Below are 14,677 nucleotides of genomic sequence, written 5' to 3'. Positions count from 1 at the left end.
GAACTGGAGCTCGGTCTTCACCACTGGCTCCAATACTTACTCTCTTGCGGCCGATCGGGCGCGTACTTGAGCGGAATGACTGAGTGCGGCTTCGGCAACGCGGAATGCCAGAGCCATGATCGTCATCTGGGGATTGACGCCGGGCGCCTCAGGAATGAGGCTGCCATCGGCGACAAAGAGGTTTTCGACACCCCGCACACGTCCATAACTGTCGACGGCGCAAGCATCGCGGTGCTCGCCGGGTGGGCAGGTGGAAAACAGGTGTATCGTCATCAGGTTGGTCGCCTTTTTCGGCAGAGGCTTGTTCCAGAAATCATCAACCTCATCAGGGCTTGTCCAGCCCTCGTGGCCGGATATACTTGGGATTACCTTGCGGGCGTCGGCCGCAAACATCGCCCGGCCGAGGAGGGCGAGAACCTGGCCCAATGCGATCCAGTCCTCAGGCGCGAGTTTGAAACTGACAAGCGGTTCATCAATACCGGGAAGAGGTCTCACTGAACCCACTCCGCGCGGTCGTACCATGCCGTAATATGAGCTGCAAAAACGCCAAGCCTGCATCAGTTCGCCGCGATTAGTCCAGTCTTCCGCAAGCGAGAGGCCAAAGACCGCGGGCGTGAACACCGACCCTCCGATGCGCTGCTCCGGCATGAATTCGGTGACGGCTGTCAGCGGAAGGCGCGATTGGTGCGCATTAACAGGTTCATCAAACAGTGCTGTCGCTCTTATCGTCGGATGAATGCGCAGCGTATCGCCTATGCGTTTGCGCAGGCCACAACGGCGCAAAAGCGCTGGTGTATGAATTGCTCCTGCGCAGACAAACACAAGTCCGGCCTTTACGCGCACGTGCACGGCCTGTCCGCCGGCGTCCCGCGACTGAGCGACGACTGCGGTGGCACGTCCTTTCTCAATGCGGATCTTGTCCACACGCGTTCGCGCAAACAGCCGCATGCCGCGGTCCATCGACTTTGGGAGAAGGGTCACCGCCATGGACTGCTTGGCGCCGTTCGGACAAATGAAAGAACACCGATTGGCGCCTTTGCAGCCACGCTGCCCCCGTTTCAATTCCGACACTTTCCAGCCGAGCGCTTCCCCACCCAGCCGCAGAATGTCGGTGGGACGGCCGAGCGGACCGGGGGTTAGGCTTGCATTCACCGTTGTCTCTGCGCGATGGTAATATTGCGACAGTTCGTCCGGCGTAAAATTCTCGATCTTGTAAAGCTTGCGCCATTGATCAAGGAGGTCGCTATCGGCTCGCTGGGCAATTGCGCTGTTGATTTCTGTCCCTCCCCCAACGCAGCGGCCTTCCGCATAAGCAATGGGGGGGCGGCCGATCGCAGCGGTTAATCCTCCGCCGCGCCAGGCTGCCGCGAATGCTTCACTGGCGACAGGAGAAGCCGATGATGAGGGAACAGGCCCACCTTCTTCAAGCATGATCACATATAAACCGGCAGCTGTAAGGACATCCGCAACACTTGCTCCGCCCGCGCCGGAACCGATTATTACCGCATCCGCTTCCAGTTGCAGTTCGCTTTTAAGACGAAATCTGCCTTTCATATTCAAGCCTTTGAGTTTTGGACAGGCCGTGCAGCCAACAGCTTTGCGGCTACCGGCGGCTGCTCATAAAATGCAAGCAGCGCCATCGAGCGATAAAGGCGTATGACAGCACCGGCGGGACCGGGCAATCTTTGCAGGAGACGATAAAAACTTTCTGCCCGGAGCGCGCGGCCCAAGGGACCGCCTGCACCCGCTGAAATCAACGCAATGCAGAGGCTTATAACGATCGAAACGCTTTCGACCGCCAAACGAATATGAAATGGGGCAATTGCAATGGCACGAGTGACACTGCGTGCGACTTCCGAGAGCACCGCTGGCTTTTCTTCCGCGTCGAGCAATGGCCATAAAGGCGTCAAGGTTGCCACGATCACTCGATCGAATGCCAACTTAGCCTCCTCGCGTTAGAAAAATAACGCCCACCAAGACGAGGGCGACACCGATCCATTTGTGCAGGTGGATCGGTTCTCCGAAAATACAACGTGACGCAATCATCAGCATTGCGAATCCGGAGCCTGCCAAAATCGGATAAGCGACTGACACCTCCATGGAGTCTAGAGCCTTTGCAAACAATACGACGTTGATGCCATAAAATACCAATCCACCTACAAAGCCGAGAGAGAGAAACGTATCGGCCAATCCGGCATTGGCAGGCAGTGAGGCCCGGCTCCATTTCAGCAATATGTTGCCGATACAGGAATTCAGGCCCGCAGCAAAAATCAGGATTATTGGAACCGCATTCATCCTGGGATCAGCCGCAGCACATAGGGAAGCAATGCCAGGGACCGCTGTTTGACAGGGGCCTTGTGAGGTGACTCTCCGCCTTTACTGAAGGAAGCCCTGTTAGCCTGGTACCAATCATAGGTTTCAATAATCATCTGGGAATTTGAGTATCTCGGTGCATACCCAAGTTCCTTTCGCGCCTTTGAGATGTCGAAATACATTGATCGTCCATACATCAGCGAATGGTATGGCCCTAAGGGAGAGAGACCGAGTGCGCTTGCCAGATTCGCTGCAAGGGCAGCCGGTCCCATCGGGATCGACTTGATTCGACTTCCGGTTCCGGCATGATCGATTACCACTTGCAGAAGTTCACGCATCGTCCCGAACTTGGCAGCACCAATGTTGTATGTGGCAAAACCCTTTACATTCGAGGCTGCTATGCACGCCCATGCTAGATCATCCGAGTGCACGAATTGATATTTGTTATTGCCCCCACCCAGCACCGGAATGTCGAGCCCCCGTTCAATCCAGTCAAAGAGGATTTGGACGACGCCCTGGCGGCCATATCCGAGAACAGTGCGGGGGCGCACAATCGCCACATCCAAGCCATGACGCTGCATTGCTTCCTTACAGATAGTTTCTCCCGCGAGTTTCGCGCGACCATAATCTTCCGCCGGGTTCGGTTCTGTCTTTTCTGTTACGGGATTCGATTTCGGCGCACCGAAAACAGCGCTTGAGGACGTATAGACGAACTTTTCGATTCCCGTCGCGACCGATTCGTCAACAATGATCTGAGTGCCGCCGCTGTTAACGGACCAGAAGAGGTCTATTTCCTTGGCCAGCGGTACTTGCGCAATGTTGTGGAATACCTTGTCTATTCCGGATAGTGCTTGCTTGACCGCGTTTCGGTCGAGAATTGTGCCCCTGAAAAATTCCAGATTAGGATGACTGAAGCCGGGGGGATTCAGGTCGAACACGCGAACGTAGGTTCCTTGTCTAAGCAATTGCTTGCTCAACAATTCCCCAAAATATCCGGAGCCGCCGGTAACGAGTGCTGTTTTCACTATGCCTGCCTACACAAATTACAAGAGCACTGATCGAAGTCTTCGACTGGCGGACCCGTCTTGAGGTACGGATTTGCAAGAACTTTTCATGTTCGGCTCCAGTCGATTGTGATGTGTACCAGATGGCCCGAGGAAGTTCTTCACTATTGCTTCGGGTCGCCAGCCAGGCGGCGCCGCAGCGTGTTTGTGGATAGCTATGCATGGGTCGTGCCAAGCGAGAAAATCGTTCCAAAGCAACACGATCACGTCGATGGCGTTGTGTCTCGCCCTCGCCAATGTCGCGAACTCGACAAGCTCAGTGGAACAGCGGGCGCCTAGTCGACTCCGATACACGGCTGCGCTCGTACCTGATCCGACCCGGAGACATAGGTAACAGTTTGCACCTCAGACATGGGTGACAACATAGTGCCGAACGGGTTGTTGATGGTTTGCAAGCACTCTGCTCCAGGTCGATATATCCGAAATCATAGTGCATGAAGCTGACGAGCCAAATGCCGTCATCGACTTTCCTGATTCCGAGCCTTTGCCTGGCCATGATGGTGGAGATGTTGATCTTCTTGCGGTGCATGCAGATGCGGCCGCAGGCGGTGACGAGCGCATCTCTGTCGTGGAACGGAGTCGATTTCCGGCAGGCCGTCATAGGCTCTTGAAGATGGTGTGTAGACTTCGGCTGGCATTCTCATGGCGAGCGTCTCATGGGGCCGCTCTTTGCGGATTTCGGATTATCGGGACACCGATTCCGGTAAAGCGCGGACAGTCGTTTCATTAATTCCCGGACAGTTTTGGAGTGCACCCTCAGACTGAGACAATCAAAATCGCGTACAGTTTCCCCGCAAGGAGAGGAAACTGGGGCATGGCCGGACGGCAAAGAGTTATTGATGAGGACCAAAAACTGGAGCTTCTCCAGCGTATGGAGGCGGGTGAAACCGTCAGCAAGTTGGCAGATGAGGTTGGCATCAGTCGCCAACGTCTTTACGAGTGGCGAGATCACCTCAGGCTTCGTGGTAACCTGAAGTCACGTCGGCGCGGCCGGCCGGCGAGAGTGGCGGGAGGAGTTGACGGCGACGTGCCATTGCAGAGCGCAGTCGATCCGCCGGCGCGTCGGGAAAAGGCTCTGATTAAGGCTAGGCGCCGGATCAGGGAATTGGAGCAGAAAGTCGGGCAACAGCAGCTCGATCTCGATTTTTTCGCGAAGCCTTGCGGCACTTCGAGGAAGATCATCGTCGGAGCAGCGCTCCTGGCGAAACCGGATCTTCAAAGTCATCGAAAAGATGACGACCGGCCTGTCGCAAGGCGAATTCAACATCGACCGAATGTGTTGGCTCGCGGGCGTCAGCCGCGCGAGTTATTACCGTCACTGGCTATTGGATACGCATCTCAGAGCAACCCTTGCGATCGAAGCTCTCGAGATGGCGATCACCGATCGCCAGCCCGTGCCCGGGAGCCTCGTGCATCATTCCGATCGCGGCGTTCAATACGCGTGCGGAGCCTACTCCGAACTTCTGCATCTTCACGGCATCCAGGCGAGCATGAGCCGTGTCGGAAATCCTTATGTCTCAGTCTGAGGGTGCACCACATCCCTGTCCGCGATTTAATGGAACCGCTGTCCGCGAATTACCGGAACCCGCACGCTCTTCATTGAATTCGCTGACTAATACGGCTCCTCACTGAAATCGGTCAGACTTTGATGGGAATGAGCTGCGGCTTCTGGGGCTCCTGAAAAGGCGCTTTTTCCTCAGTCGAGATCGTCTGCACCAAAGGATTGGGCTGTGTTGATTTAGCAATGTTCCAGCCAACACATGATAAATTCGGCCGTCGTGCGGCAGGCGGGCGTTCTTCGATCGTATCGACGCCAATCCTCCAACCTGTCGCTGGCCCCGCAAGCGAGACGAACCAGTGTCGGTTCAGACATTCCGCCTCGAAGCGACCGTTAATGGTTCAATGAAGGCGCATTACGGGGCTTCCCAAACCGTGGAAATCTGGCCGGGAACAGGATTCGGTGCCCGGATCCTGTTGCACGGGTCGTGGTTAGCCGACCTGCTCGGCACACAACCGGCTCCCGTCCAGCGTCAGTTGACGCCAAGTTCACGGAACGTCGAAACGCTTCAGCATCTTTTTGAGCTGGACGTTCTGCAGACGAAGTTTTTGAGCCAGCAGTCGTCTCAGCTCTTTGATTTCCTCGTCGAGGATTGCCGCTTCGTTGAAGAAAGTATCCCCGGACGACGAGGTTTGTACGGTCTCAGCTTCATTTCTGGCGACAGCGCTCTGCGCAACCACTTGGGCGCCGTCCTTCTTTGAACGTTCTCGACGTTTGATCCCCGGTTTTCTTTGGGAATTTGCGCTTGTCTTGTTTTGCGGCCCCAGTGTACTCCCCGCCGCACCCGAGTGCTTGGTTTCACTCGGCGGAGGGGATTCAGGCTCTTGAATATCAATTGGCAGGTTCATTGCCTGCGAGAAATTGGGGTCGCTTTTCGGCTTGTCCGATAACATCGACACCTGCTCAACCGGGACCACCGCATCGTGATCAGGTGTGCCAGAAGCTCCCGTTGTGTCGAACGGAAGTGGCGACTTGTTTTCCGTTTCGCTTTCGATCGCCTCGGGCTCAGTGTCAGGCACAATCAAGTTCTCTTGCACGTTCGCCGGTCGTCGCCGCGAGGCAAATTGAGCAAGAAATTTCCACGGTGTTTTCATCGTGTTCCTACCTCGATAAATCTGAACTGCGATCCCGCTGCAGCCATGTACCTTCAAACGCCGTCCGGCCAGGCACCGTGACGGGCGACCGGCGAATATCTCCCCTGCTCAACATGGACTGAGGGTCATTGTCTCTACAAGCGTCTTTTGCTGACGATCGCGTGCCGGTATCCACAACCGGCTTTGCATGGCCTCCGGAGCTCGGCGCCGGACCGCCGCCGCAAGCGCTTGAGAGCGGGGATTCTGATCCCTCCTTGTGAAGGGGAGCGCACAGCAAGCACCGTTTGATTGAAATGTCCGTCCGTATGACGAGAGGATGCGATGGAACCTCACCGGACCCGTTCGGCCCACCGCGGAGATGCGGCTCAGACGAAAGCGGAGAAAGTGCGTTGTCAATGACTGCGCGTCCTCAGGTCTTCAACCTTTACGTCGCTGTCGAAAACATAGCCGGCGCCCCGCTCGGTGCGAATATACTGCGCGCTGCGGCCCGTGCCCTGCCCCAGCTTGCGGCGAAGGCGCAGGATCTGAACATCGATGCTGCGGTCATAGACCTCTTGATCATACACACGCGTCGCCACCAGAAGCTGCTCGCGCGAAAGGACGCGGCCCGGATTTTTGAGAAAGGCCATCAGCAGGTTGAACTCGCCCGCAGTGAGCTTGACTTCACGATCCGTCCCTCGGCGCAAACGGCGGCGCTTTGTGCTCACTCGCCAGTCATCGAAATGGAAGATCCTGTTCCGGCCACGCTCCGGCTCGCGTAAAGCGGCACGCACGCGGGACAGGAGTTCTGGCAAGCCGAACGGCTTGGTGATGTAGTCGCGCACGCCCGTTTCGAGTCCGGTCATTTTGTCAGCCCTGTTAAGATCGTCACCGCTGATCATGATGATCGGAAGATCTGTCTTGGTGCCGAAATCCCGAACGAGCCGAAGACCATCTTCTCGGCCGAGGCTCAAATCAATAATTGCTAGATCAATCGGTTCGGAAGCTACTTTGCCGGCCGCCTTCTGACCGTTTTCGACCGCTCCGGCCCTAAACTCGTGCTCAGACAAGAATTCGACCAGCAGTTCTCTGAGCGAAGCGTCCTGACTGATAACGAGAATGTTTTTCATCTTCACACCTGCTGACTCGCTAAGGCTTGCTGGGCCATGCCAGCCAATATGGGGACAGTCAGCAGGTGGGACAATCATTATCAGGTGCATAGCAGAATAGCGCAGACAAATAGCGGCAAGGTGCTGCAGTGGACCACGAACTGAGCTCTCCAAGGCCGCTGGTCTTTGATGGTCGCGTTTTGCTGATTAATCCCGAGAGTTGCCTGCGCGGTACAGCTAGGTTGTGGGAGACCGGTCCTCTTCCTGGTGCCTCGGTTTGCCTCCAGTCTTTCAGCACCGTCTTTGGCGTGTGTGCGTCTCATGGATTGCCTTCCCGTCGGCTTTAGTTTCGTTTCCGTTTATTTCAATTGAAACCCCATAAACGTTGACATTTTCGTGTATTCATAGAGACTCTCCGATGATTAAATCGGCCAATACGGTTTAGTGCTCACACACTAATCATGAATGAAAGGTACTCTTGATGGCACATTCGCCACCAAAACCAAAAATATTTCTAACAAACGCGACAATTCGGGATCTATACTCCAACGTATTGCTGACGTTGTTGCACGGATCTCATTGCCAGCAACTTTCAAACAACTGCAGAGCCGGGCTCGCGTGGCGATGCGGGGTGTGTCCGAAGATAGGAGGTGGAAATGAGTAGACTGGTCGTTGTCTCCAACAGGGTTACGCTGCCCGGCTCGCAGTCGGCAGGAGGGATGGCCGTTGCGCTGAACGCCGCGCTTCAGCGAAACAACGGTCTCTGGATGGGATGGTCGGAGAAGGTAAAAGCCGAGGAAGAACCGTCAACGTTGACGGAAAAGGAAGTCGGCGGCATTGCCTACGCACTTATCGATCTCTCGCAGAAGGATCTGGAAGATTACTACTACGGCTTCGCCAACCAGATTCTTTGGCCGATCTTCCACAACCGTGCCGACCTTGCTAAATACTCCGAGGCGCGAGAGTCCGCATATTACCGCGTCAACGAAATGTTTGCAGATCAGTTGGAGCAGGTCCTCAGACAGGACGATGTCATATGGGTGCACGACTATCACCTGATCCCGCTCGCTGAAAAACTGCAGCAGCGTGGCCACAAAAACAGGATCGGCTTTTTCCTGCACACGCCGTGGCCGCCGGCGGACATCCTCTCCACCCTGCCTAACTATAATCGTCTGCTGCGCGGGCTTTCGTGTTATGACCTCGTCGGTTTTCACACCGAGAACGATCGCAACAACTTCGCCGAATGCCTGCGCCGCCAGGAGTGGGGGGAACTCAACGGAGACGACTGCCGAGCCTATGGAAACGAGTTTCGCTGCGGCGTTTTTCCGATCAGCATCGATACGGCCGAGGTCGCAAGGCTTGCCGAGCGCGACGACGATCTGCCGGACAGCTATTGCAGGTTTGCCGGTTATGACATCGCGATTGGCGTCGACCGTCTCGATTATTCGAAGGGCATCGACAACCGCATCGACGCCTTCAATCGTTTCCTACGGAGCAACAAGCATCGCAGACGCAAGACCTTGCTGCTGCAGATCACCCCAAAATCCCGCGACAAAATACCGGCATATCAGGCGGTTGAAAAGGACGTCGCCGAGTTGGTGGGGCGCGTCGATGGGGAACTCGGAAGCGTCGGCTGGGTGCCTGTGCACTACATCAATCAGTCACTCGGCCAACCGGAACTGGCCCGCCTCTACCGCAGGGCACGCGTCGGCCTTGTGACGCCACTTCGCGACGGCATGAACCTGGTGGCGAAGGAATATGTCGCTGCGCAAGACCCGCGTGACCCGGGCGTTCTCGTGCTCTCGCGCTTTGCCGGTGCCGCCGGTGAGTTGGGCGAGGCGATTCTCGTCAATCCCTATGACCCGGAGGGCATGGCGAGCGCCATAGAAACGGCCCTCGACATGACGCGAGATGAGCGGATTAGGCGATGGAGCGCGATGATGGAGAGGCTTCGCCAGCACGATGTCTATCGCTGGTGCGAAGACTTTCTCTCGAAGCTGAATGCTGCGCCCCAGGGTTTGACGGCATCGTTGGACCCGGCTTCGCCAGTAGCAGGCTGACCGCGACCAGGTAAGTCAGGCACCATTCCTCGAAGCGTGGCGAAATGTGTTGTGTTAGAAGACATACCAGGTTCCTAACTGCCACAGGCCGCGGAGCGGAGAACTCACGGTTGCGCCAGATCATCAAGATCGTTGAGGCGATCCGCAAATGCGCCGGCTCGGCTGGCTCAAGGAGATCGCCTCCAACACCGTCGAGCGCGCTGACGCCCACCGAATCCGCAAGGAGGCGCTCGTCGCCGGCACCGAAGGGGCCACGCATTCGACTAGTCATAGCTTCGCTCACCGACGTCGCGGATTGGACGATGTCGATCCGGCTTGTGAAATCGCTGATGTGCTCAGGAGGTTCGGCCTATTCCGCCACGCCAATTCTCCAACACGTTAGCATGAGCACGCTTGCATAGGAAGACAGGTTGAGAGGCCCCATGGATGAGCTCGCTTGCAATGGCAACACTTCAAAACGGCGGGAGCGGCCGCAACTAATCGTCGCTGGCACTCCTGCCGCACACCGACGGCAAATGCTGGCATCGATTGACCTGAACATGCTGTTGGCTCTCGAGGCGTTGCTGGAGCACCGCAACGTGACGCATGCGGCGCGGCACTTGGGTCTGAGCCAACCATCGATCAGCCGAGCGTTGACCAGGCTGCGCGGCATTTTCAATGACGATCTCTTGGTCCGCGGCTCGCGCGGCATGGTTCCGACGCCGCACGCAGAACGCCTGGCCCAGCTGCTGCCGGCGGTGCTGGATTCGATCCGCGGGATGGTGAACCGCCGCTTTGCCCAGGGAGAATGGCGATCAACGGTAAGAATGGCAATGCCTGATCATCAAGCGCTCGTGCTGCTACCGCCTCTCCTACCGCTGCTGCGCGAGCGCCCGCCCAATCTCGGCATAGTGACCAATTCGATCCTGGCCGGAGCGCTCCGACGGCTCGAACAAGGCGAGATCGATTTGGCCGTTGGGCAAATCGGTACGGCTCCACAGGGCTATTTTCGGCGCAGGCTCTACATCGACCGCTTTGCTTGCCTGCTTCGCAACGACCACCCAGCCCTGTCGCAGAAATGGACAATCGACACCTTCGCGGCCCTGCGCCACGCCACCATTGCATCGGATACCAAAGACGGTTTCGGCCGGGTGAATGACGAACTGGCCAAATTAGGTCTTCAGGCTCGCGATCCGGTGCTGGTTTCCAACGTCCTGACGGCCGCGCTGGCGATCATGGTCACCGATCTGGTGCTGGTTGTACCACGCCGCGTCGCTACCAAGATCGCCGCCTTGCTGCCGCTAGCGATCGTCGATCCGCCTATGGATCTGACGCCCTACGAGGCCGCGCTCATCTGGCACGAGCGTTGCCATCGCGACCCCGACCATCGCTGGCTGCGCCACGAGATCGCCGCCGCGGCTGCGGGGCGGAGCCGGCAACAAGCGCGAGGGCAGTCGAATGACGCGTCGCCAAGGCAATGAGTGTCATGCGATCCGAAGTCTGGCTGTTTTCAGGATATACGTAGACAGTTCGTTACCCGCCCCTCGTCCGCCGCCAGCCGAAGCTTGCCACGCTGCGGCAACACAACGAACTCGACGCGAGCCTCTTTCGAGCGAGAATTTGAAACGGGAATCTTCGGCAACTTGCCAAACGACCGCGTATTCACGCACTCAACCATCGACACAATCTACGTTTCCCTTCGTCGACCCCCGTGCGGCGCGCCAATCTCTTGGTGGGCCACATCCTCAGGGCGGCCCCGAGGTGCACGCATCCATTCTGGCCGCCTATGTTGGGTCGGACCCGGTCACAGGTACGTCGTTAGCCCAAATCGCGAGCACTTTGCCGCAGGTCGAAATCGTTGATCACCGTTTGTTGCGGCCGGGAGGCTCCGCGCAAATCGTGATCGTCGATTGTCGCGACCCAACGCAAGACACGCACGGTCGTGCGAAACCCGCCTCCGAACTTGTGCAACTGGGCTTGGTTGCGGAAAGCAGCCTGGATCGACGGACAGTTTTCTCCAATGGGTACTCCGACTACCTGCTGTGGCCACCGATGGAGCCGGAAGTTCTGAGCAGACTTGCCGCCTGCGTCGCCGGGATCGCGCGGCGTGCGGCCCCGCCATTCTTCTCAGCCGATCCACTGGTGCAGGGCTTATGCGATCTGCTGGCGCAGCGGCTCGATCAGCAGATCACGGTTATCAAATTGGCGCTGACGCTCGGGACCAATCAGACAACGCTCGTGAATCGCTTCGAAGCATCCTTTAACTGTGGGCCTATGACTTGGCTAAGGCGCTACCGGATGTCCTTGGCGGCAGAGCGCATGGAAGCGGGCACGAAAGCGTCGCACAGGTCACAGAGACCTTGGGGTATTGCCACAATTTCTCAACAGCGTTCAAGGCGTTTCATAGCCTCTCGCCGCTACGCTATCGCAAAAATGGTAGCGGGCAGAGAAAGCCTGGCTAACGCAAAGGTGGATCTCGAAACGAACCAGTATACAGCAACGGATGCCCGAAAGTGTTCTCGCACTCGGGCGGGTGTGCAATTCGGGCACCTCACAGCTCTTACGTCAACGCTCAGAACTCCCTAGGAGGAAAACATGTCGAACGCATCTGCAGTGGATATTCACGAGCATGAACAGAGTTTTTCGGACAAGGACTACGAGGCCGCGCGCGCGTTTTTCTACCGCCATCCCCTGAATTTGGCCGCGCCCCCCAGCGAAGACACGATCGCGAACGATCAAGGGACAGTACAGTTTCATCTCATCGGCCAGAAAGCGAACGATCCGACCTACAGCGGCATCATGCATGAGAACCAGGACAACCTTCTTGCGATGGGAGGACTCATTCACGACTATATGCAGACCCATTATCCCATCATCGATTCACAAAAACTGGACATCAACACCTGGACAAACGTTGTTGCCAACATCCCCGACGTTTCGATCGGCGGGCAAAAACACAAGAGTTATTCAAACAGGTTTGTCGGCATTTCTGTGCCAGCCACATTTCTCTCCTTGCTTGCCCAGGCAATCATCACAGACGGCGCATCGCTGCTGATGGATTTTCAGACCTTCCTTACAGCGATGGGCAACCTCACCTTCAGGGCCAATGGCAACGCGCAGCAATACAAGGCGCTGACGTGCACCTACCAGAGTTACCTTCTCGACAATGGGGCAGGCGGATATTACGACTACGGAGCAATCGTTCTGCGGCAGATCGAGTTCAAAGAACACTTCCTTGAGCTGAAATCCTGTCGCTCGTCGACACAGTATGTCAACGTCGACATCGACTATACCGAGGTCACCAATCTTGTTCAGACTCGACGCATTCGCAAAGGCGGCCGCGACCACGAAAACTTCCGCGGACTCGTAAATGAAAACTCCACCCACCAGTTAACGAAGGCAAAGAACTTCTTCAACGGCGGCTCGATCCCGCAAGGAGATATCAAGCCGCAGGTCTGATCCCCAGACCTCCGGTTCTCGAAAGCAGCGCACCCAACCAGCGGCTAGTCCCGGACACCTCGCCCCATCCTGAATGCGATACAGCAGTCCGGAAGCCTTTGCGAGCTACAGAAGATGCCCTGTTGCCGCGCAGTGGCGGCGAACTCTGGTCCGCCCCATTCTATCCCTCAACGCATTATCCAGGTTGATAGAATGATAGACACCGCAGCCGTCCAACTTGTATGGAGTGCAAGTGCGAGATCCCGCGCGGCGCCATTGCCGCACGCCATTTCATGTTGCGCCGTGCAAATTCAATCCAATCGGATTGCCGCTTCAGTAGACATGTGCGCGGGTAAACTCTTGTCGAATGGATGTGTAGTCAGCCGTGGCCACGCTGGTGGCACTGCTGCGGTGCGTCCGCTGCGAGCGGAACACCTTAGATCAGACTTCGATCCGTAACGGCTCCGCTGCCCCCTCAAAGGCAGCCATGATCGAGGCTAGCAACTCGCGACGCGCTCGCCCTTGGAGCAACCGGTGGGCACCGCGGACCTTCCATAACCTGGATGCTTGGCATCCAAATAATCGATTTTACGAGTTTCGCTGGATGCTGCATTAGGTAAGTATGACTTTTGATTCAAGTTGGCCCACCGGTAGCAGCATTGACGGAGCTATCACTCTGAAAAGCGCTACAAAGGTCATTAGCTGCGTCACAATGCCTGACGCCCGTCTGCTGCGTCCGACCGGATCGCATCGCATGTCTCAAGAAAACACGCGCGTGGTCTTTGTGTGCGCTCTCAGGTGCTATGGACGGTGCGTTGGGAAAATGACCGGGAAATCGAAGACCGTCTCGAACTCGCCGACTTTTTTCGACCGCGTAGGACCGACCGGTGCATTCAACGGAAGACCACTCGCAGGCAGACGGTCAGATCTGTTTGCTGCGTCGCTCCATCAAAGTTGGTGAGGTTGATGCTAGTCGTCGAACTAGAGCTTTATGGAGGACTCGGGATCTTGATGGACTCCGAATTAGCCACTCGCTGCGCGTCATATATCCATACTGCAAGGAGTTCGAGTGCCATTTCGGCTTCCGCGCGGTTCCACCCGTGTTGCAGGTGCATGCCGAGGGAACCGGCCGACACTTGCCGGCGACGCCTCTCACGGGGGGTCGCGTGCATTCCACGCCCCCCGGATTCGCGCCCCGCTCTACCCACCCACGCGCATAGAAGATGTACTCGTCGTTTTGCCGAGCGGGCAGCCAGGTTTGATTGGCTGCGACGACAAATTGAATGGAATGGCACGTCGACAACTTACTTAAGGTGCGCAGCAAGTGCACTTCACACCGGAGATCCTGTAAATGCTGAGGGGACACCGTGTCCCGGAGACTTCTTCGTTTCGGGGCATACGCGGCAGAACAGCCGCAACTGGCCCGGAGAGTCATCGCAGGATCGTGCACCGTGTCTCGGAGGCGAATTTTGACGCAGGTCAACAACTACCACCTACTGCACCGTGAGCTGGCGGCGGAGGACCCGTGGCGGCTCGACGGCAATGTGTTCGAGCAGGAGCGACATAGGCAGATGCTTCGGTTGTCGCTTTCCCAACGTCCTATCACCAACGCACTCGAAGTCGGGTGCGCGGCCGGCGCATTCACGGAAAAACTGGCGCCTCATTGCAAGCGGCTCACTGTGATCGATGTTGTGCCGCAAGCGATTGCTCGAACGAGGCAACGGATAAAGGAATCATCTCACATCAACTGGATAGTCGCTGACGTCCAACAGTTCTCGACTCAGCAGCTATTCGATCTGATCGTCGTAGCCGAAGTTCTTTATTACCTGGAGGATTTAGCCGCAATGCGCACCGCCGTTCACAACCTGGTGAGCATGCTAGCGCCTAATGGGCACCTGGTTTTTGGATCCGCGCTCGACGCAAATTGCCGGCGCTGGGGCCATGTGGCGGGTGCCGAGACCATCATCGCCATGCTGAACGAAACGTTGATCGAGGTGGAGCAGTTTGATTGCCGCGGCGCGTCGGCCAACGAAGACTGCTTGCTTTCCCGTTTTCGGAAATCGAGTTTCTAGTGAATCTAACT

13 protein-coding genes are annotated in these 14,677 nt (G+C 56.9%); 7 read left to right on the top strand and 6 right to left on the bottom strand.

Annotated features, from left to right (window positions below; all coding sequences use genetic code 11):
* Positions 1-36 precede the first annotated feature (36 nt).
* The 4 genes from CO676_RS24240 to CO676_RS24225 are packed head-to-tail and all read right to left on the bottom strand — an operon-like array spanning position 37 to position 3,338.
* Entirely contained in the window at positions 37-1,554 is a 1,518-nt protein-coding gene (locus tag CO676_RS24240) for a GMC family oxidoreductase (RefSeq protein ID WP_097522963.1), read from the bottom strand.
* A 2-nt stretch (positions 1,555-1,556) separates the two neighbouring features.
* A complete protein-coding gene (locus CO676_RS24235; protein WP_245424411.1) occupies positions 1,557-1,940 on the bottom strand; it encodes a hypothetical protein in 384 nt (127 codons plus the stop codon).
* 1 nt (position 1,941) lies between these two features.
* Complete coding sequence (locus tag CO676_RS24230; protein ID WP_097522962.1) at positions 1,942-2,295, bottom strand: SMR family transporter; 354 nt, start codon at positions 2,293-2,295, stop codon at positions 1,942-1,944.
* Positions 2,292-3,338: an NAD-dependent epimerase/dehydratase family protein gene (locus CO676_RS24225; RefSeq protein WP_097522961.1), complete on the bottom strand. Its 1,047-nt coding sequence runs from the start codon at positions 3,336-3,338 to the stop codon at positions 2,292-2,294. Before CO676_RS24225 ends, CO676_RS24230 begins: the two co-directional genes overlap by 4 nt.
* Before the next feature lie 1,271 nt (positions 3,339-4,609).
* Here CO676_RS24225 and CO676_RS34735 point away from each other — a divergent pair.
* Positions 4,610-4,903: a DDE-type integrase/transposase/recombinase gene (locus tag CO676_RS34735; RefSeq protein WP_144340187.1), complete on the top strand. Its 294-nt coding sequence runs from the start codon at positions 4,610-4,612 to the stop codon at positions 4,901-4,903.
* 520 nt (positions 4,904-5,423) lie between these two features.
* Here the strand turns inward: CO676_RS34735 and CO676_RS24210 are convergent.
* Positions 5,424-6,029 carry a hypothetical protein gene (locus tag CO676_RS24210; protein ID WP_097522959.1) on the bottom strand — a complete coding sequence of 202 codons (606 nt, stop codon included), beginning with the start codon at positions 6,027-6,029 and terminating at the stop codon, positions 5,424-5,426.
* Between the two features lie 392 nt (positions 6,030-6,421).
* On the bottom strand, positions 6,422-7,138 hold the full coding sequence (locus tag CO676_RS24205; protein WP_046118039.1) for a winged helix-turn-helix domain-containing protein: 717 nt from the start codon (positions 7,136-7,138) through the stop codon (positions 6,422-6,424).
* Positions 7,139-7,773: 635 nt separating this feature from the next.
* Between CO676_RS24205 and CO676_RS24200 the strand changes: the two genes are divergently transcribed.
* From CO676_RS24200 to nodS, 6 genes are all read left to right on the top strand, one after another.
* Positions 7,774-9,177, top strand: coding sequence for a trehalose-6-phosphate synthase (locus CO676_RS24200; RefSeq protein WP_097522958.1), 1,404 nt, complete (start codon positions 7,774-7,776; stop codon positions 9,175-9,177).
* A 148-nt stretch (positions 9,178-9,325) separates the two neighbouring features.
* Positions 9,326-9,559, top strand: coding sequence for a hypothetical protein (locus CO676_RS24195; protein WP_097522957.1), 234 nt, complete (start codon positions 9,326-9,328; stop codon positions 9,557-9,559).
* A 133-nt stretch (positions 9,560-9,692) separates the two neighbouring features.
* A complete protein-coding gene (locus CO676_RS24190; protein ID WP_245424433.1) occupies positions 9,693-10,637 on the top strand; it encodes a LysR family transcriptional regulator in 945 nt (314 codons plus the stop codon).
* Between the two features lie 358 nt (positions 10,638-10,995).
* On the top strand, positions 10,996-11,742 hold the full coding sequence (locus tag CO676_RS24185) for an AraC family transcriptional regulator (protein ID WP_245424409.1): 747 nt from the start codon (positions 10,996-10,998) through the stop codon (positions 11,740-11,742).
* Between the two features lie 9 nt (positions 11,743-11,751).
* The gene (locus CO676_RS24180) at positions 11,752-12,615 is read left to right on the top strand and encodes a hypothetical protein (protein ID WP_097522955.1); all 864 of its coding nucleotides are present in this window, start codon (positions 11,752-11,754) and stop codon (positions 12,613-12,615) included.
* Positions 12,616-14,063: 1,448 nt separating this feature from the next.
* Positions 14,064-14,666: a nodulation methyltransferase NodS gene (gene nodS, locus CO676_RS24170; RefSeq protein WP_097522953.1), complete on the top strand. Its 603-nt coding sequence runs from the start codon at positions 14,064-14,066 to the stop codon at positions 14,664-14,666.
* Positions 14,667-14,677: the final 11 nt, after the last annotated feature.

Origin of the sequence: Sinorhizobium sp. BJ1, assembly GCF_002531555.1 — a bacterium.
Lineage (GTDB): Bacteria > Pseudomonadota > Alphaproteobacteria > Rhizobiales > Rhizobiaceae > Sinorhizobium > Sinorhizobium fredii_B.
Note: the sequence above shows the minus strand (reverse complement) of the source record. Positions and strands in the feature narration are given on the sequence as shown.

Coding starts and splice junctions, on each gene's coding strand:
- CO676_RS24180 (WP_097522955.1), top strand. CDS start 11,752: ATGTCGAACGCATCTGCAGTGGATATTCACGAGCATGAACAGAGTTTT.
- CO676_RS24230 (WP_097522962.1), bottom strand. CDS start 2,295: ATGAATGCGGTTCCAATAATCCTGATTTTTGCTGCGGGCCTGAATTCC.
- CO676_RS24240 (WP_097522963.1), bottom strand. CDS start 1,554: ATGAAAGGCAGATTTCGTCTTAAAAGCGAACTGCAACTGGAAGCGGAT.
- CO676_RS24190 (WP_245424433.1), top strand. CDS start 9,693: ATGCTGGCATCGATTGACCTGAACATGCTGTTGGCTCTCGAGGCGTTG.
- CO676_RS24205 (WP_046118039.1), bottom strand. CDS start 7,138: ATGAAAAACATTCTCGTTATCAGTCAGGACGCTTCGCTCAGAGAACTG.
- CO676_RS34735 (WP_144340187.1), top strand. CDS start 4,610: ATGACGACCGGCCTGTCGCAAGGCGAATTCAACATCGACCGAATGTGT.
- CO676_RS24200 (WP_097522958.1), top strand. CDS start 7,774: ATGAGTAGACTGGTCGTTGTCTCCAACAGGGTTACGCTGCCCGGCTCG.
- CO676_RS24195 (WP_097522957.1), top strand. CDS start 9,326: ATGCGCCGGCTCGGCTGGCTCAAGGAGATCGCCTCCAACACCGTCGAG.
- CO676_RS24210 (WP_097522959.1), bottom strand. CDS start 6,029: ATGAAAACACCGTGGAAATTTCTTGCTCAATTTGCCTCGCGGCGACGA.